The organism is Galactobacter sp. (assembly GCF_022712295.1).
GTDB lineage: Bacteria > Actinomycetota > Actinomycetes > Actinomycetales > Micrococcaceae > Galactobacter.
Window position 1 is genome coordinate 1 of the sequence record NZ_JALAGT010000166.1, and the last position, 17,703, is coordinate 17,703.

The window sequence follows — 17,703 nt, forward strand, 5'->3', positions numbered from 1 at the left end:
GTCCAAGCCGGCTTCGTCACCGAATGTTCACCCACCCCGCTCTGGCAGGGGCCGCCAATGCCCTCCGAGCGCGAACCTCTATATCGTCGACAAACCGTGCGCGAAAAGTGCACTCATCAACAATCGGACCTACCAGTAGAGATCATCTCCCGCTACTCTGCCTGGCAAGAGGTCTACTCCGTCGACGAGTCCTTCGTCGGACTCCGCGGCACCCCGGACGAGCTCGAGAACATCGGCCGCGAAATCCGCCGCACCGTGCGCCAGCTCACTGGCGTCCCGGTCCGTGTCGCGATCGGCGCGACAAAGTCCCTCGCGAAAGTCGCGGCGATCGGCATCAAGAAGTCCTTCGCCGAGATCGGCGTGCTGAACCTTGCCCGCTACACCGACGAGCAGATGGACCGCATCCTCGACTCGATTCCCGTCGCCGACCTCTGGGGCGTGGCCGAGCGCTCCGGGAAACGTCTCGCTGCGATCAACGTGCATACGGCGCGCGAGCTGCGGGATCTGGACCCGAAGTGGGCTCGCAAGCGCTTCAACGTGAACATGGAACGCATCGTGCTCGAGCTGCGCGGGGTGCCGTGCATCCCGTTGGAGATGGTGCCGCCCGCGGCGAAAGACCAGCTCATCTTTTCCCGTTCGTTCGCGAAGAAGATCACCACCGAGCCCGACATGGAGCAGGTGATCTCGCTATACGCACAACGCGTCTCCGCGAGGCTTCGCGCGCAGGGCTCGGTTGCGCACCACCTTTCCGCGTGGGCCGCGACCGGCTGGGCAGATACAGGCACGGTCAGCCACAGCGCACAGGCCACGGTCGCACTGCCGACGCCGACAGATGATCCGATCACACTCACCAAAGCCGCCCGCGCGCTGCTGCCGAAGCTGTTCCCGGTCGACGGCATCCGCTATGCCCGCGCCGGGGTCGTGCTCACCGACCTGCGGCAGGCCGACGGCGTGCAGCCGCTGGATCTGTTTAGGCCCGAGTTCGAGGGCCGCGGTGTCGGCCAGGCGCTCGACGAGATCAACCGCAAGTTCGCCACGACCGCAGTAGGTGTCGGCCTCGGGGGGATGAAGGCCCCGCCGGGCTGGGCGATGAAGCGCGAGCTGCTCTCGCCGCGGTGTCTGACGAATTGGGACGAGTTGCTCGTGGCTGCGGCGTGATGGCTACGCGGACGCAAGGTGCTGCTGAGCGCGGGCTGCGGCGGCTCGGGAGCGACGCTCACCAAGCCGAACTCGCACGAGCGTCACCAGCGAGACCGGCCCGAAGATCAGAAACTTGAACGCGTTCCAGATGCACGCGAGCATCACGACGTAGAGCCACTTTGACGCACCACCGTCGACGAGCACGCTCATGACGGCGGCGAGGTAGAAGTAGACGACCGCGAGGAGCATCGCCGGGACGCCCCATTTAAGGCCTCGGCGGGTTCGGAGCTTGTCGAGCACGATGTTCGTCGGCATGAACCGGCGCATGAACGCGCGGGTGTAAAGGCTGGCGATCCAGATGGTGCGAAGCATGGGAACAGTCCTCTCCTGTCGGGAGGCGACAGGTAGTAGAAGGACCGTTCGACCGGAGTCGCACGTCGTGCCATCACAACGGGTGATGGCGTAGCAGGTAGAGGTCGCCTACCTCCAAGCTACGCTTCGCAGCTGACTTTCGGAAGGGCGACTTGATGGTCAGTTGTTCGGACCCCGTCCCAATGTCAGTGGTCCCTGCAACAATAAGTCTTGCCGCCGCGTTACGACTAGATCGGGGATCAAATGGCACGACTTATCCAGCAGTTCAAAGATGCGCTGAGCTCGATCGAGCCTGGCGATGACAAGGCCAATGCGCCTGAAGCGCACCAGCTCGTGCGTGCCGCGCTGCTGTCCGATTCCAAATTGACAGAATACGGTGCTGATCCCGTCTTGATCGGCTCGTATAAGCGCAATGTGTCGATCAAACGAATCAAGGACGTCGATGTATTCGTACGACTTCCGGAGATGCCTGACGATGTTACGTCCCAGCAGATCCTCGATCGGTTCTTCCGAGTCTTGCATGACGAATTCGGCTCGGATGATGACGGACATCGTCGTACCAAAAGGCAAGACCGCAGCCTGCAGGTAAGCTTCCCGGAGTACGACCTGTATGTTGATGCAGTTCCTGCTCGACCGCACGCTGATGGGGAGACCTGGGAGATCCCACAGCGCGGTGACGAAGACAAGTGGGTGCAGACGAACCCCGAGCAACTGACAGCACTGTCGAGCGAGATGAACGCGGCCCACGACGGTTACTACGTGCCCATCGTGAAACTGATCCGACAGACCCGTCGGTCGCTGCTCGGAACGTCGAAGCCCGGCGGATTCTTCTTCGAGATCGCGACCTACCAGGCATTCGCCTCGGGCGCAGTTTCCGGCACTGATCATGCGTCCTACTACGCGTCGGCGCTCGCTGAGATCAGCCGTATTGTCGCGGACTTCGTCACCTATGGCATCGATCTTCCCGACCCTACTGTCGCGGGGAATAGCATTCGTATCCGCGCTACTGACGATGAGCTCGCGGCAGCACGCGATCAGTTCGCAGCAGCGGCCAGTACAGCCAAGGTCGCTCTTGATGAAGAAGATGAAGGGCAGGCTGCCCTGGCCTTCCAGGGGCTTCTCGGGAAGAACGGAGACGACGAAGACGTGTTTCGGATGCCGCCTGGGTTCAACGAGGATGGGACCCGGAAGGCGAGCGCCGTGTCTGCAGGAGCCCGAGTTGTACCGGCAGGCAGCAGGACGTTCGGTTGAGCAACGATTTCTGGAACGACTTCGTCGCCTACAGTCGACTTCATTTCGAGGAAGGTCTCATCCGTGCTGGCTTTACGGCAACACCGGTGGGCTGGTCGGGGTCGATAGGTCACGGGCAAGGTGTAACCCGCGTGGTCATCACCTTGCCTTCCCGCTTTCCTTTTAGGCACCCGAGCGTAGTTCCTGAAGACGGGGAGGATGTCGCCTGGTCTTGGCATCGTGAACGGGACGGTGCGCTGTGCCTGGTAGCTGAGGACGACCACGATGACCTCTGGTGGACTGACAGCGCTGCGTTCTTGAAGCACATTTCGGCCTGGTTTGAAGAAGCGGATGCCGGGTGGCCGAGCGATCGTCCTGATCTCGACTTGGAGCGCTACTTCGAGCCATCCAACGATCACCGCACCTATCTCTACGACGAGATCGAAGGCTTCAGGAATGCGTTTGTGCGCTTCAAGCCAGCTAAGAACGACACCATGATCATGGTGCGTGGGACGCGATTCCCAAAGGCACACAAGAGCCACAAGGACCGCTATGGCTACGTCGTCGAGCTGGCCGATGTCGCAACTCCGCCTCGAAGTTGGGATGACCTCGAGACGCGCCTCCCAGAAGAACTGTCGATCGGCCGCAAGATCCGAGATGGTTCTATCTCCATCGTGATGGTTACTTACCACCGCGGTGATTCGCTAGGTGCGCTCGCACTGGATGTGTCTGTTGACGTGGAACGGTCAATTACGGCGAGAGCCCTCACGTCAGCATCAACGAGCGCAGACACCCGGAACTTGCGCGCGGGGCTCCTTGCCCCGTCGCTCAGTGACAGAAAGATTGCCATCGTCGGTCTCGGCGCAATCGGATCATTCATTGCCGACGCGCTTGTTCGTTCTGGCCTGCGCAACCTCACTCTCATTGACCCGGACAGGATTCTGCCGGGAAACCTCGTTCGGCACCTCGTTGGTCCGAGCTGCGTTGGGCTCACCAAAGTCGAAGCAGTCCGCAGGTACTTGGTTGAGCGAAACGACGATCGGAACCTCGCAGTGGACACGGTCGTCCAGCGGGTGGACAACGGTGCCGATGCCTATGACCTGATCGATTCACACGATCTTGTCATCAACGCGAGTGCTGATTTCTCAACGACTGCACTGCTACGTGTCGCCGCTGCGTCACAAGGGCAGCACGTCTTGTCTGTCGCGCTTGTGGACCACGGAGCGACTTTTCGAATCGACGTATTGCCGCCGCTGTCTGATGTCGAGGCCACACCAGTTCTCGACACTCCCTCTTTGCAAGAGGATGTCGCTGAGCTGTTCGAGCCCGGCTGCGGGAGTCCTATCTCTCCGGCGCCTCCCCATGCGGTGATGGAGGCGGCGTCTGCAGCAGTCCGGCATGCCATCGGGATTCTGAGCGGTCGACCGCTTGACGATGCTGGCGAGACTCGAAACGTTGCGCCCCAAGGAGAGACCCACGAATCATGACAACGGCCAACAACCTTCCGCACATTGAACTGTCTGGTGAAGCACATGAGACGATCGCATCGTCGACCGCTAAGGCACTGCCGGATGAAACGGGTGGCATCCTCCTCGGCTACCGTGTTGGCAGAGACTTCACCGTCACGAACGCCCTCGTTGTCGAGGGGAAGCGTACGAATACCTCGTACCTGCGCGACGACGTCGAAGCGAACCGCCTGCTAGCTGAGTTCCTGAAGGATCGCACCCCGACCGACCCCGTTGGGTACATCGGCGAGTGGCACACCCACCCCGGCGATGTTGGCCCAAGTTCACAGGACATCAGTTCCATTCGTGACATCGCTAAACAGCAGCAAGACCCACTGATCCTTCTTGTCTACTCCGTTGGCGCGTCCTGGACGTATTCGGGGCGAGTGGCAAAACGTCGCCCGCTAATTCAGCCCAGGACGGCACTCGCGAAAGTCTCCTACCCACCATCGCGATTCCCGGAGCTCGAGCCGCTTCCCGCAGGTGCCGTTCGTGGAGATGGACCTGTCTTCATTTCTTACCGGCAAAGCGATGGAACGAAGCTTGCCGACTCGTTCGAAGAGCTAGCACGCGCAGCAGGACTAGTCGTATGGCGTGATCACACAGATCTGCGCGGTGGCACGACGACCGATCGACTAGAACGTGCCCTCACCCAGGGGTTGTCAGGCGCCGTGCTCATCGTTACCCCTGACATCGCAGACAGTGAGATCGTTCGCGAACGCGAACTCCCGCGACTCCTCGCACTGGATGAAGCAGATGAATTCTCACTGTGCATCGCTAACGCCATCCCTCGAACAGCAGACAGCCCGAAGTGTGATTACGGCGCACCAGATCGTTTGCTTCGCTTGGCACCTAGTCAAGTGCTTGCGGACAAAAAGCAGACCAACGTGCTTCAAGCAGAGGGCAAACTCAAGATCATCCGGGACCTTGTTATGCACCGAATCGAGGAGCGAAAGCCAATCATCAGTAGGGATAGACGCCCCTTCATGATCAAGGTCCAAACGAGGCCCGCAAGTTACGCAATCGACGCGGGAACAGAGGACCTGCACATCCGTGTGCAAGCCCCCGACAGCGGGCGTTTGCCTCATCCAAGGGGACTAAGGCTGATCCAACAGACTTTTGGTTTGCTCGGGGACGCAGTCCACGCCTCGGGGGCGCAGAAGATTGCCGTATCGGGCGGGGCCCACCTATCCGTCGCACTTGCACTAGGCGCAGCGCTACCGGCAACAGAGTTCCACGAGCTCGAAGTAAGCGACAGCAATGGCCAGACTTGGCAATCGTCTAGCGCGGAGCACGAACGGGTTCCATCAATCCGCACTGAAACATTGGTCCAGTCAGATTCTCCTAGTGAAAATTCCCGCGTTGCAATCTTCGTCACATTGTCCCCGCACGCGGACCACGTCGCGTTCCAGAAACTGATCGAGCATGGGCCCAGCTTCGACATCGCCATCACGTTGAGTGCCGGTGACGGACACATCGATTCGTCTGCGGCAGGTAGCCTCAGCAAGGCGCTGATTTCGAAGGTGCGCGAGGTTGCTTCGACGTTCGGGAGATCGGAGGTCCACTTCGCCTATCACGGCCCATACGGACTCGGCGTATTGCTCGGACGTCACCTAAACACATTGCGCACTGTCGTCTACGAATGGAACGGCGACCCGAGCAGTGAGATGAAGTACGTTCCTGTCATGACTCTCGAACCCGGCGTCGGTGGAGGACCCATTGTCGAGGTGCACCTCAACGACTAGTGACAACATCGCTGGAAGGCTGCTCGTCGGTCCGACGGCAAGCTAGTGCTGGGATCTCACGAACCCGCTCCAGCGTCTTCCTCACCGAGTCCCGGCTGGCTCCGATCGTGCGGGAGATCCCTCGAAGCGATTCGCCCTGTCGGAACAGTCGAACGGCCTCGGCAGCCTCCCATCCGTGGAGCCCGGCCGGGCGACGCACGACGCCCTTGTCGGTGAGGTGCCGGGAAACGGTGGCGCGGTGCACCTCGTACTTGACGGCGAGGTCGGTGACGGTCGCGCCGCCGAGGTAGTCGTCGACGATCTGGTCGATCTGAGACGGGGTCAGAAAGGTTTGAACAGTTGCAATCGTCCCCACGACCGGCCCCCGAAGGTCGCGAATCGGGGGTTCGGACGCCCTCTGAGAGGTGCGGTAGACACCCCGCTTCCAGCGCTTGATCAGGGCATTCTGTCCAGGGGTAAGGTTTGTGAAGAGATCACGCAGGGACCCCAGATGGACGAGGTCCAAACCTTCACGAGAGTATGCACTCCCGTGAAGGTTTGAACCTCGTCCTTTTTTGCGTGAAGCCTGCCGGCCGCGCGAGGGATAAGAGTTACGACGCTGCCACGGCGTGGGCAGGAAGCCTGGTCGATCCCTGGTTTTCCGGTTCGCGTCACCCCGGGTCACAATCGACGCACGACGTCACCGCGGTCACCGGTGCTTTGCCGATCCCACGCCGACGCCACAGAATCGTGAGTGATCGGTCAACTCACGAGAGGACAGGCACAAGATGACCACCACCAGCGAGTCCACATCATTCACCGCCGAGCATGAGCGGTGGCACGAGTCCGTGGAGGCCCAGCGCACCTCACCGCACGGGCCGCTCAGCCTCACCGCCATCCACTGGCTCGTGGACACCCCGTCCGAGCTTCCCGGGTTGCCAGGGACGTGGAGCGCCACGGACGATGGCACGGTGACCGTAACCCTGGCCGCCAGTGACGGGGTCACCCGCGATGGGCAGCTGCTCGACGGAACCGTGACGCTCGGGCCGCTCACGGGCCTCGAGGCACTACTGTTGGAGTGGGGAGACAAGCGCATCCAGGTCGCCGCCCGCAGCGGTAGCATCGCCGTCCGACCTCAGGATCCCGCCTCGCCTGACCGCGCCAACTACACCGGAACCGCCACGTTCCCGGCGGACCCCGCCTGGGTCATCACTGGCCGGTATCAGCCGAATCCCCGTGCTGAGGTCGAGGTGGATTCGTTTGTCCCTGGCGCCAAACAGCAGTACGACTCCCCCGGTCAGGCGCACTTCACGGTCGATGGTCAGGACGTCGCCCTCACCCTGTTCGGTGCCCCAGGAGCCAGCCAGTTGCGCGCCATCTTTGCGGATGCGACCGGCGCAGACCTCACCTTCCCTGCCGCGCGCTTCGTGCCTGTGACCCGCGACGGCGACACCGTCACCATCGACTTCAACCGGGCGACGAATCCGCCCTGCGCCTACTCCGCCAGCGCCACCTGCCCCTTCCCTCCGCCGGAGAACCGACTGCCGGTACGCATCGAGGCCGGAGAACTGCGGCCCTAGCCCCGAAGCGTTACACGACCCTGGGTCACCGCACCGACTAGGGTTTCGTACATGGCTCACGCATCTCGGCCCCGTTCCATGGAGGATCTCGAGGACACCCTGCGGCGGATCGACGGTCGCGGCTACCCGGCCTATCGCGACCTCAAGGGTTCGTGGGTTCTTCGCACACATCCCGACGGTGCCCCTCGCCTGGTGCTGCACGTGGACAGGGTGCAGGCGGACCCATACGCCCCACCGAGCCTCGTGCGCGTCGGCATCGACACCTCCACAGCAGATCTCCCCCACGACCTGATCCAGGACCTGCCCGGCCGCGTCGCAACCGCGGACTTCATGCTGCGCGCCATCGCGGGGGAACTGTCCCACGACTCCACAGGAGTGCACGCCGGAACTCCAACGCAGGAGATCATCGAGCGCAGCGGCGTCGTGATCACCGAGCATGGGGTCGAGGCCCGCCTCAGTGTCCCCCTCCCCGCGGATCGCAGGAGGGTCCTGGGTCGCCGTGCCGACGAACTGCTCCTGGATGTCTTGCCGAACGCGGTCGGCAGATATCTGAGAGCGGACGGGCTGGACCTCGAGGCGCTGCGGAGCCACGTGGATTCCTACCGAGACCAGTTGGTGCTGCAATCGTTGCTCCCCCAGCACGGGCTGGTGGGTTTCGTTCCCGACGGCGCCGTACTGCCCCGTGCGTCCGGAGACTCAGAGCTCCCGCTGAACACCGGCACACCGTTCCGCTCCCCCGATTCCCTTCGGGTCACACTGGAGCTTCCGTCCGGGCGCAGCCTCACCGGCCTTGGTATCCGGAAAGGCGTCACAGTCGTCATCGGCGGCGGGTTCCACGGCAAATCCACTCTCCTGAGGGCCCTGATTCGTGGCGTCCATCCTCACATCGAGGGCGACGGCCGCGAGTTCGTCCTCAGCATCGCGGATGCGGTCTCCATCCGCGCCGAGGACGGGCGCTCGGTCACCGACGTGGACATCTCCCCGTTCATCGGGCGGCTTCCGTCGGGCACCGATACCCAGCACTTCTCCACGCCAAACGCCTCCGGCTCCACCTCCCAGGCGGCCTCCATCGTGGAATCCTTGGAGGCCGGCGCCACCACCCTGTTCCTCGACGAGGACACCTGCGCCACCAACTTCATCATGCGAGACGACGTCATGCGAGGCCTCGTCACCGCGGAACCGATCACCCCCTTCGTGGAGCGCATCGACGAACTCACGGCCGCCGGCGTCTCCACCGTGTTGGTGGTCGGAGGCTCCTCCGCCTTCCTGCCCCATGCGGACACGGTCATCTCCATGGACGCGTACGTCCCGTCCGACGTCACGGAGGCGGCCCATGCCGCCACCCAAGGCCCGACGGCCACAGACCGAGACCCGCTGCCCGCTACAGCAGGGCGCGTGCTGGCGAGGGACGGGCTGGCGCCCGAAGCCTCCCGGGGCAAGCGAGCCAGGCCGCCTGCGGCCAAGGGCCGCGGAGTCATCCGGATGGGCGAGGCCACGCTGGACGCCACCGCCACCGGCGTGGTGGACCACGAACAGACCGAAGGCGTGGCTCGAGCGCTGGCCTGGCTGGAAGCCAACGGAACCGGACGGACCTTGGCACGGGCCGTCGGGCATTTGGCCAAGAAGCTGGAACAGGAAGGCCTCGCCGCCCTCACTGCGGACAGGGACCACCCGGGGCAGGTGGCGCTGCCACGTGCGGCGGACGTTGCGGCTGCGGCCAATCGCTACCGACGCTTACGCATTCAACCCTGATCCGCGCGAGTAGAATGAAGTGCTGCGCCTGAACGGCGCCGAAGCGCACCCATCAGGCCTTGAAGGAGACTCAGCGTGAGCATCCGCCCCATCGTCATCTACGGGGAACCCGTACTGCACCGCCGTGCCGCGGAGGTGACCACCATCGACGACGAGATCCGCACGCTGGTGGCCGACATGTACGAGACCAACGACGCCGCCCACGGAGTGGGGCTCGCCGCACCTCAGATCGGCGTTGGGCTGCGCATCTTCGTCTACGACTACCCGGACCATCAGGACGACGCACCCCACCGCGGAGTGCTCATCAATCCGCGACTGACCCTGTCCAAGATCTCCGGAGCCGCACCGGACCCGGACGAGATGTCGGAAGGCTGCCTGTCCGTCCCCGGGCTGGATTTCCCGCTTCAGCGTGCCGACTACGCCCGCGTGCAGGGGCTGGACATCGACGGCAACGAGGTGGACTTCGAGGCCCACGACTGGTTCGCGCGCGTGATGCAGCACGAGTACGCGCACCTGGACGGAAAGCTCTACGTTGACATGCTTGACGCCAAGTGGGGCAAACGCTGGAAGAAGCAACAGAAGCGCGAAGGCTTCAACAAGCCCGGCCAGACGTGGATGCCGGGCGTAGACCCGGATCCGTTTGGGCACTGAGGTCGGATTCTCTCACCAGCTCTGACAGACAGCTGGGGAGTCAGTTGCGCCGAGGCGTGCTGCCCTCACTCGGCGAAAGTGACTCCCGAACTCAGACACTGAATTGGGGAGTCAGTTGCGCCGTGTTCTCGAGTGAGAACGAGGCACAACTGACTCCCCAACTCTGAGTAGTCAGCGTCAGTGACTCCTGAGACCGTTAGTCGGCCTTGGTCGCTGGTCAGTCCTGGGCGGGCAGGGACACCGGGTGGGTTCCTGCCATAGTCTCGATGACGCGGACCACCTGGCAGGAGTAACCGAACTCGTTGTCGTACCAGACGTAGAGGACCACGTGGTGGCCGTCGTCCGCCACGATGGTGGCGCGGCCGTCCACGATGCCCGCACGGCGTGAGCCCACGAAGTCCGTGGAGACCACCTCGGGGGAATCGATGTAGTCGATCTGGCGGTGCAGGTCGGAAACCAGGGAGGCCTGGCGCAGGAACGTGTTGATCTCGTCCTTGGTGGTGGCCTTGTTCAACGTCAAGTTCAGGATGGCCATGGACACGTCCGGGGTGGGGACGCGAATGGCGTTACCGGTGAGCTTGCCCTTCAGCTCAGGCAGGGCCTTGGCGACGGCCTTGGCCGCACCGGTCTCGGTCAGGACCATGTTCAGGGTCGCGGCACGGCCACGACGCTCACCCTTGTGGAAGTTATCCGTCAGGTTCTGGTCATTGGTGAAGGAGTGCACGGTCTCCACGTGACCGATCTGCACACCGTACTCGTCATTGAGGGCCTTCAGCACCGGCGTGATGGCGTTGGTGGTGCAGGAGGCTGCCGAGAGGATGGTGTCCGCGTCCTCGATGTCGGAATCGTTGACACCGTGGACGATGTTCTTCAACTCGCCCTTGCCCGGCGCGGTCAGAAGGACCTTGGCAACGCCCTTGGCCTTGAGGTGCTGCTCCAGGCCGGCTTGGTCGCGCCAGCGGCCGGTGTTGTCCACCACGATGGCGTCGTGGATGCCGTAGGCCTCGTAATCCACCGTGGTGGGGTCGGACGAGTAGATCACCTGGATCAGGGTCCCGTTGGCCTGGATGGTGTTCTTCTCCTCGTCCACGAGGATGGAACCGTCGAACGGGCCGTGGATGGTGTCGCGGCGCAGCAGCGATGCACGCTTGACCAGGTCCTCGTCACCGTTACGGCGCACCACGATGGCGCGCAGGCGCAGGCCGTAACCGCCGCGCTCGATGAGGATACGAGCCAGCAGGCGGCCGATGCGACCGAAGCCGTAGAGGACGATGTCCTTCGGAGCAGCCGGGCTGGCGCCGTGCTGACCGGCCACCTCAGCGAGCTGCTCGGCCAGGTAGTCGGTGACGGAGACGCCGTTGGCCTGGGCTTCCTTGGCGCCGTTGTGCAGCGCGGCAAGGTCCAGGGACACCGCTCCGACATCGAGGCCGTCCACGATGGAGAGCAGTTCGAGCGAATCCGCGGGGTCCATCTCCTGGCCGTCATAGTGGCGCACGATGCGGTGTGCCTTGAGCAGATCGGTGGCGGACTTGTTGATGAGCTTACGGCCGTGGATCGAGGGCACCACGTTGTTCTCGCGGTAGAGGCGACCGATGAGCGGGATCAGCTCCTCGGCAACCCCCTCTCGTGCACTCCACTCGGCCTGGGCTGCGTCGGTCTGCTGCGACAAGTTGGTCTCCTGCTGCTCGGGTTACGGACGACGGGGCCACGTTGCCCGCATCGTCGTGGGTTGGGCACCGGTGACCGCCTGGATCACGATGTGTGCACTCCCGTCCATTCTACGGTCGAATTGATGCACACGCGTTCATGCCTGGGTGAAGTTCATCACCCAGGCATGAACGTGCCGGGCTGCTACTTTCGAACCGACTTCGACGTCGCTGAGGTCGAGTAGGACGTCTTCGCGAACGTCATCCGGTACGTAGCCTTACTGGACCGTTTGACCTTGACCGTAGCCTTCCCCTTCTTCAGGGTCACTGTCTTCACTGTCTTCCACTGGTTCCCGGACTTAACCTGGAACTTCGCCCTGGGGTTGTAGGCACGATAGCCATAAAGATCCGGGCGGTATCGCGAGGCCTTCCCCGTCAGGGTGACGTACTTACCGGAGCGCTTGGCACTGACCGAGGCCTTGGCCTTACCGCGGATGTAGAACGACTTGCGGGTTCCATCCACGTAGGATTTCAGATCAGTGGACCAGCCCCAGTAGTCGGAGTACTCGTACTCCGCAAGGAGATCGGCAGGTCCTACCGTGTATTTGCCCAAGCCTTCGTAGCTAGGACAAATGACCGCACGATCGGTGATGATTCCATCATCGAAGGACACCGAGCCGACCCAGCCCCCCGCCTTGGTGACGTCCACAGTGCCGAACGAATCCCAGTAGTCCCTCTGCTTCTTGGTTCTCGCCTTGATGGTGACATTCCTGCAGGAGCTGGTCGAGACGACCTGGTCGTTCACCGTGTAACCGGTGATGTCGATGGGACGAGAACTTGCCTGCGCCGCGGGGGCTCCGATGCCCACCCCTGCCACTAGAACGAGTCCTGCAGTCACGACACTGGTCGCGACACGACGAATAGATTTCATTGATTCTCCAAAACGAGTGATCGTGCGATGACTAACGAATGATAATCTCCTTTCCCCTTACCGTTGTATGGGTGTGACCACAACGACAAGAGCGGTCGCGACACGGAGACGCCCTCGGACGACTAGGATGGACCGCGGATGAGTCGGCCGGACGGTCGCGTGCTCCGGTGCAAACCGGGGCCCGAGGAAAGTCCGGGCTCCATAGGACAGGGTGGTGGGTAACGCCCACTCGGGGTGACCCGCAGGCCAGTGCCACAGAAAACAGACCGCCTCGGTCAGCAGGCCGAGGTAAGGGTGAAACGGTGGTGTAAGAGACCACCAGCGTCCCAGGTGACTGGGACGGCTAGGTAAACCCCACCCGGAGCAAGGTCAGACAGGTGCCGTTGGAGGGCTGTCCGCCTGAGGTACCGGGTAGACCGCTCGAGGCCACCGGCAACGGTGGCCCTAGATGGATGACCGCCTCCCATGCAGGGGTAACCGTGTGTGGAGACAGAACCCGGCTCACAGGCCGGCTCATCCACCCCTACTGCTGAAACACCCCCGGAATCTCGGTGTTGCCCGCGCAAACACTGGGATCTGTGGCGGTCTGGACATCACCACCGATGTGGCAGGATGTTGCAGAATATGGCAGCCTGTGGCATCCCGATCACCACCAGATCACCACGGGCTCCTACCCGGCCCAGTCCCCCAGCGACGCCATCCGCTCATCATCATCCACCCACAGATGCGCATACGTCCGCAACGTCTCCGTCGCATCCCGATGCCCCAACCGGTGCGCCACAGCCACCGGCGACGAGCCGCCCGCGATCAGCAGCGAGGCGTGATAGTGCCGCAGCGCATGCCACCCACGCCCCGGATCAAAGTCCACGGCGTCCTTCGCACGCCTCCACGACTTCGCCGCCACCTGCCTCCGCAACGCCCAACCATCCACCGTCCCGAACAGTAGCCCCTCCGGACCACGCGGCGACTCCACCAACCCGCGCAGCACCTCCAACACCTGCTCCCCCACTTTCACAGTCCGCACCCCGGAGCGCGTCTTCGGCGGCCCAAACTGCACCCGCTGATTCGACGTCTCCAACAACTGCCGGTCCACCCTGATCAGGCCACGACCCAAGTCCACCCTGTCTGCCGTCAGCCCACGCCACTCCCCCGGCCGCAGCCCCGTCCCAGCAGCCACCACCACCGCGTCCTGCAAACCCTCACGCATCCCCACCCGCAGCTCCTCCACCTGGCTGGTGGTCATCACCTGCAACGGGTCATGAGGAATCTCCGGCAGATTGATCCTCTTGCACGGCGACGCGGGGATCAGACCATCATCGACCGCATCCCGGAAGATCTGCGCCACGAACGCATACACCTCCTTCACAGTCCGCGGCCGCAACACCTTCTTCCACGCCGTCACCGCATCCTGCACCTCGGCACGACTCACCTCCCCCAACCACCGGGAACCAAGCACCGGCACAATGTGGTTCGCCAACACCGAGTCAAGCTTCGACAGCGACCCCTCACGCTGATGCACCTGACGTTCCCGCCACGTCTTCACCCAGTCCGCGACGAGCATCGGCTCCACTGGTCGCCGCCCAGTCACCAGCACTTCATGACGGTCACGCTGGATCCGGTCCAACCAGGCTTGCGCCTCATCCCTGGTCCGAAACGACTTCTTCCGCTCCGGCCTGGACGGGTCCTCCCGCCACATCGCAATCCACCGCAGGCCCTTCCCATACCTGGCTGTGCGGCGACGGTCCTTCGTATGCCACGCATCAACTACACGCACCGCAACCCCTCCAAACGATCCCGCACCACAGCCTCAGTCACCCACAACGACTCCGCCAACTCGAACACATCCGTGGACCAACACAGAGCGGACTCGAGCGCATCATCCGGGATCAACAACCTGGCCGTCTCCGCACGCACCGCGGCCTCTATCCGCGACGGCTGCGCACCCTGATGCCCATGATGCAGGTGCACCAACTCATGCGTGAGCGTGCACCGCCGCTCCACCTGCGTTACCAGGCGGGCCCGGTTCAGGTAGATCGTCATGGACGACGGGTCGCACAGGCCAAGGATCCGCCACGGCATATTCGCCGGCCACGACACCTTGACGCCAAGTTCACGCACCACACGCCACGGATGAAACCTAGTCACCCACAAATCGGAGCATGAGACCCCGACAGAATGGTCAGGCCGGTTCGTCGTTCCCCGTGTCCTGCGACTCCTCGCCGCGCTCATCCAGGCGCGCACGCTCCTGCTCCGCCCCGGACTCATCTGGCGCATCCTGAGCAGCTAGCCTCAGCTGCTCGGGTGTGAGCTCCGGGGTATCGGAGTCACCACCCTCCACCTGGTCCTGCCACCACAGGAGCTGTTTCGCCGTGTTCACGATGAGTCGCTGTGACTCAGAAGGCAGGTCCGCTGCACCATGCACCACTAGGTCATGAGCGCCGGGCGCCCCGCTGCCCAGATCAGTCTCGAGTGACCGAGCAAACGCAAGGACGACCTCATGCGCTGGTACTCCGAGACCTTGAATCAGACCGCGCATGGCCTTCGTGGTGGGCATGTCCTTGAGTGGACGCGTCGTATAGGAGCTGATCTGGGCCCTGGTGATCTGGCCACCTGACCGCTTGGCGATGTCGGTGTAGGTGAGTTCGCCGCGGTGGGCGTTGATGTAGGCCGCGATGGGCGTTTCGTTCGTCATGGGATCACGTTCTCAGGTAGTCGCTGGCACTGGTAGGCCCCTCCGAAAGCACGCGTCTACACGCGGCAACGGCGCGACGCGGGGCATGTGTCTACAAATATACCGGCGTGCCTACGACACGACCACTTGCCATCAGGTGTGCATGCCAGACACGTCTGTCTACTCACAGTTGCGCAACACCCCGAAAAGTGTCTACAGTGCGTGTCTACAAGACACGTTGCGAATTCGCAGCACACACCCGGAAGGAACCACGAATGACCCGCCACTTCAACCGCAACAACTGGAAGGAGGGGACCTACATGCGAGTCAAGGACCCCACTACCATCCGCATGCTCATGGACAGCAAGAGCCTCGCCGTCCGCGACATCGCCAGACTCAGCACCGGGACCTCATACGAGGTCCGACACGCTGCAGTCGGGCACGTCGTCAGCGGCTTCCGTAGCACCATCAATCCAAAGACCGCCACCGCCATCGCCAATGCGCTCCACGTCAGTGTCGAATCCCTCTTCGACATCGAGAACGACCGCGACCGCGAATGGATCAACGCCTACGCCAACAGCCTCAAGGCGGTGGCGTGATGTCCGCGCAGCCAATGGCTCTGGAACTCGACCCGGACGTGTGGCGCGACTCCGTCCTCGACCTGATCGACGCGAAGTGCCGGCGCGGCGAACGGTTCACGTCCGACGACTTGCACGAGGTCGGCGAACCGCCGCACCCGAACGCGTGGGGGTCAGTGATCCGCACCGCGAAGGGCCGCAAGATGATCCGACCGGTCATGACCGCGTACACGCGACGCCGCGCAGGACACGGGCGCCTCGTCCACACGTGGGAACCCGACCCGGCCACCTACAGGCCCCAGGTGGCCTGATGCCGCGCACCAAGTACCTGACACCCGCCCAGGTCGCCGAAGCGTTGGGCCTGTCCACCTACACGGTCTGCCGGAAGCTCCGCCGCGGCGAACTCGCCGGCATTCGCGCAGGCGACGGCCCCAAAGCCCCCTGGCGCATCCCCGAAACCGAACTCCAACGCTACGCGGCACGACACGCCGCATAACCCAAGAAGGAACCACCATGAGCAAGACACCGAAGCACCTCGGCCAGTACGACACGAAGCGCGAGAACCGCGACCGCATCTGGTCCCGCGTCCTCGGCCGCCCCGTCCTCAGCAACAGCGGACGGCGGTCCGCAGCATGACCGCCGCGACCCTCGAGGCCCTGCCCGTGGGCGTGCACGATCACGTGCCCAACGCCGCCTACCATGCCGACGCAGCCGTGGGTTCCACGACGCTGCGGAACCTGCTGGACCCGGCGAAGGCTGGCCTGTTCGACGAGCACGGTCACGTGCACATGGAGACCACCGACGCGATGCGGTTCGGGACACTCCTGCACTCCATCGTGCTGGAAGCCGACGACCAGCAGGTTGTCGTCCTCCCCTACCAGGAGTTCCGAACCAAGGAGGCTAAGACTGCCCGCGACGAAGTCCTGGCCGCCGGGAACATCCCGCTCAAGACCACCGAGTGGCTGCAACTCTGCGACGTCCGTGACGCGATCCTCGCCCACCCGTTCGCGAAAGCGCTCCTGACCGGCGGCGTCTCCGAGCAGACGCTGATCTCGGAGGACGCGGAGACCGGGCTTCGGATCAAGGCCCGCCCCGACCACCGGACCGCGTTCATCGCAGACCTCAAGACCTGCCGCGACGCCAACCCGGCGACCGTGGAGCGCCGCACGATCCCCGACTACGGGTATCAGCAAGCCGCGGCCCACTACCAGCAGATCGTGGCGGACACCGTCACCAACGGCGAACACCTGCCCTTCTACCTCGTCAACGTCGAGAAGACCGCACCGTACCGCGTCTCTGTCGTAGAGATCGGCGACCAGTACCTCGAGGACGGGCGCGCCAGGAACCGGCGCGCACTCGACCTCTACGCCCACGGCCTCGCCACCGGCGAATGGCCAACCTGGCCGGACACCTACACAGCAGAACCACCCACGTGGCTGACCACCCAAACCCAAGACCTCACCAACGAACAGGAAGCCTGACCATGAGCACCGAACTCGACACCACCAACACCGCCGACCTGGCGACCATCCACCACACGACCGCCCCCGCCAAGGTGGCTACCACCGCCGACACCATCGACCTGATGGCCTGGGCCAACGAACTCTCCGCAGCCCACGAGATCGCCTCCGCACTGGCCCGAACCTCCGTCGTCCCGGCCACGTTCCGGGGCAAGCCCGACGAGTGCGCCGCCGTGATCCTCGCAGGCAAGGCCCTCGGCCTCGACCCGCTCACCAGCCTGCAGAACATCTTCGAGGTCAAGGGACGCCCAGCGATGTATGCCAGGTGAATCGTCCCGGGTTTGATTGAGGGGAAGCCTGACATCCTGGAAGGATCCCCTCATGGCAGCACCACGGAAGTGCCCAGCAGCGCTTCGGGCGCGAGCGCCCCGCCTGGCGGTCGACGCCCGCCGCGACCCTGATA

Annotated in this window: 20 protein-coding genes and 1 other RNA gene; 14 read left to right on the forward strand and 7 right to left on the reverse strand. The window is 63.5% G+C overall.

Translation table 11 applies throughout. The annotated features are described in order from the left end of the window. Positions 1-1,158 (forward strand): DUF4113 domain-containing protein (locus tag Q0A15_RS12025; protein ID WP_291279766.1); only part of this gene is annotated, 1,158 nt, incomplete at its 5' end. A 3-nt stretch (positions 1,159-1,161) separates the two neighbouring features. Here Q0A15_RS12025 and Q0A15_RS12030 read toward each other — a convergent pair. Beyond that, positions 1,162-1,512 (reverse strand): sulfate permease, encoded by a 351-nt coding sequence (locus Q0A15_RS12030; RefSeq protein ID WP_291279767.1) that lies wholly within the window; start codon positions 1,510-1,512, stop codon positions 1,162-1,164. Positions 1,513-1,755: 243 nt separating this feature from the next. Here Q0A15_RS12030 and Q0A15_RS12035 point away from each other — a divergent pair, with 243 nt between their 5' ends. From Q0A15_RS12035 to Q0A15_RS12045, 3 genes are read left to right on the forward strand one after another with little or no spacing between them, the layout of a single operon-like run. Beyond that, positions 1,756-2,763 (forward strand): nucleotidyltransferase, encoded by a 1,008-nt coding sequence (locus Q0A15_RS12035; protein WP_291279768.1) that lies wholly within the window; start codon positions 1,756-1,758, stop codon positions 2,761-2,763. Then, positions 2,760-4,229: a ThiF family adenylyltransferase gene (locus Q0A15_RS12040; protein WP_291279769.1), complete on the forward strand. Its 1,470-nt coding sequence runs from the start codon at positions 2,760-2,762 to the stop codon at positions 4,227-4,229. The genes Q0A15_RS12035 and Q0A15_RS12040 overlap by 4 nt, the downstream gene beginning before the upstream one ends. Continuing rightward, complete coding sequence (locus Q0A15_RS12045; RefSeq protein WP_291279770.1) at positions 4,226-5,992, forward strand: SAVED domain-containing protein; 1,767 nt, start codon at positions 4,226-4,228, stop codon at positions 5,990-5,992. Before Q0A15_RS12040 ends, Q0A15_RS12045 begins: the two co-directional genes overlap by 4 nt. Here Q0A15_RS12045 and Q0A15_RS12050 read toward each other — a convergent pair. Beyond that, on the reverse strand, positions 5,982-6,347 hold the full coding sequence (locus Q0A15_RS12050) for a hypothetical protein (RefSeq protein ID WP_291279771.1): 366 nt from the start codon (positions 6,345-6,347) through the stop codon (positions 5,982-5,984). The genes Q0A15_RS12045 and Q0A15_RS12050 overlap by 11 nt on opposite strands. A 412-nt stretch (positions 6,348-6,759) precedes the next feature. Between Q0A15_RS12050 and Q0A15_RS12055 the strand changes: the two genes are divergently transcribed. The 3 genes from Q0A15_RS12055 to def all read left to right on the forward strand — a co-directional run bounded on the left by Q0A15_RS12055 (position 6,760) and on the right by def (position 9,954). Beyond that, complete coding sequence (locus tag Q0A15_RS12055) at positions 6,760-7,551, forward strand: DUF1684 domain-containing protein (RefSeq protein WP_291279772.1); 792 nt, start codon at positions 6,760-6,762, stop codon at positions 7,549-7,551. A 51-nt stretch (positions 7,552-7,602) separates the two neighbouring features. Next, a complete protein-coding gene (locus tag Q0A15_RS12060; protein WP_291279773.1) occupies positions 7,603-9,303 on the forward strand; it encodes an ABC-ATPase domain-containing protein in 1,701 nt (566 codons plus the stop codon). A gap of 75 nt (positions 9,304-9,378) precedes the next feature. Next, positions 9,379-9,954 carry a peptide deformylase gene (gene def, locus Q0A15_RS12065; RefSeq protein ID WP_291279774.1) on the forward strand — a complete coding sequence of 192 codons (576 nt, stop codon included), beginning with the start codon at positions 9,379-9,381 and terminating at the stop codon, positions 9,952-9,954. A 217-nt stretch (positions 9,955-10,171) separates the two neighbouring features. Here def and Q0A15_RS12070 read toward each other — a convergent pair whose 3' ends face one another. Further along, a complete protein-coding gene (locus Q0A15_RS12070) occupies positions 10,172-11,623 on the reverse strand; it encodes a glyceraldehyde-3-phosphate dehydrogenase (protein WP_291279775.1) in 1,452 nt (483 codons plus the stop codon). Positions 11,624-11,805: 182 nt separating this feature from the next. Continuing rightward, a complete protein-coding gene (locus Q0A15_RS12075) occupies positions 11,806-12,531 on the reverse strand; it encodes a hypothetical protein (RefSeq protein WP_291279776.1) in 726 nt (241 codons plus the stop codon). 139 nt (positions 12,532-12,670) lie between these two features. On the opposite strand from Q0A15_RS12075, the gene rnpB reads away from it, so the two are divergent. Continuing rightward, positions 12,671-13,051, forward strand: an RNA gene (gene rnpB, locus Q0A15_RS12080) — RNase P RNA component class A. A gap of 150 nt (positions 13,052-13,201) precedes the next feature. On the opposite strand, the gene Q0A15_RS12085 is transcribed toward rnpB, so the two are convergent. From Q0A15_RS12085 to Q0A15_RS12090, 3 genes are all read right to left on the reverse strand, one after another. After that, on the reverse strand, positions 13,202-14,092 hold the full coding sequence (locus tag Q0A15_RS12085) for a site-specific integrase (RefSeq protein ID WP_291279777.1): 891 nt from the start codon (positions 14,090-14,092) through the stop codon (positions 13,202-13,204). Positions 14,093-14,295: 203 nt separating this feature from the next. Continuing rightward, a complete protein-coding gene (locus Q0A15_RS15055; RefSeq protein ID WP_367273393.1) occupies positions 14,296-14,805 on the reverse strand; it encodes an ImmA/IrrE family metallo-endopeptidase in 510 nt (169 codons plus the stop codon). After that, on the reverse strand, positions 14,711-15,223 hold the full coding sequence (locus tag Q0A15_RS12090) for a hypothetical protein (RefSeq protein ID WP_291279778.1): 513 nt from the start codon (positions 15,221-15,223) through the stop codon (positions 14,711-14,713). Before Q0A15_RS12090 ends, Q0A15_RS15055 begins: the two co-directional genes overlap by 95 nt. Positions 15,224-15,477: 254 nt before the next feature. On the opposite strand from Q0A15_RS12090, the gene Q0A15_RS12095 reads away from it, so the two are divergent. From Q0A15_RS12095 to Q0A15_RS12120, 6 genes are read left to right on the forward strand one after another with little or no spacing between them, the layout of a single operon-like run. Next, positions 15,478-15,801 (forward strand): hypothetical protein, encoded by a 324-nt coding sequence (locus Q0A15_RS12095; protein ID WP_291279779.1) that lies wholly within the window; start codon positions 15,478-15,480, stop codon positions 15,799-15,801. After that, complete coding sequence (locus tag Q0A15_RS12100) at positions 15,801-16,091, forward strand: hypothetical protein (RefSeq protein ID WP_291279780.1); 291 nt, start codon at positions 15,801-15,803, stop codon at positions 16,089-16,091. The genes Q0A15_RS12095 and Q0A15_RS12100 overlap by 1 nt, the downstream gene beginning before the upstream one ends. Then, positions 16,091-16,276, forward strand: a complete 186-nt coding sequence (locus Q0A15_RS12105; RefSeq protein WP_291279781.1) for a helix-turn-helix domain-containing protein — start codon at positions 16,091-16,093, stop codon at positions 16,274-16,276. The genes Q0A15_RS12100 and Q0A15_RS12105 overlap by 1 nt, the downstream gene beginning before the upstream one ends. A gap of 17 nt (positions 16,277-16,293) precedes the next feature. Continuing rightward, positions 16,294-16,416 carry a hypothetical protein gene (locus Q0A15_RS12110; protein WP_291279782.1) on the forward strand — a complete coding sequence of 41 codons (123 nt, stop codon included), beginning with the start codon at positions 16,294-16,296 and terminating at the stop codon, positions 16,414-16,416. Beyond that, a complete protein-coding gene (locus Q0A15_RS12115; protein ID WP_291279783.1) occupies positions 16,413-17,261 on the forward strand; it encodes a PD-(D/E)XK nuclease-like domain-containing protein in 849 nt (282 codons plus the stop codon). The genes Q0A15_RS12110 and Q0A15_RS12115 overlap by 4 nt, the downstream gene beginning before the upstream one ends. Positions 17,262-17,263: 2 nt before the next feature. After that, positions 17,264-17,569, forward strand: coding sequence for a hypothetical protein (locus Q0A15_RS12120; protein ID WP_291279784.1), 306 nt, complete (start codon positions 17,264-17,266; stop codon positions 17,567-17,569). Positions 17,570-17,703: the final 134 nt, after the last annotated feature.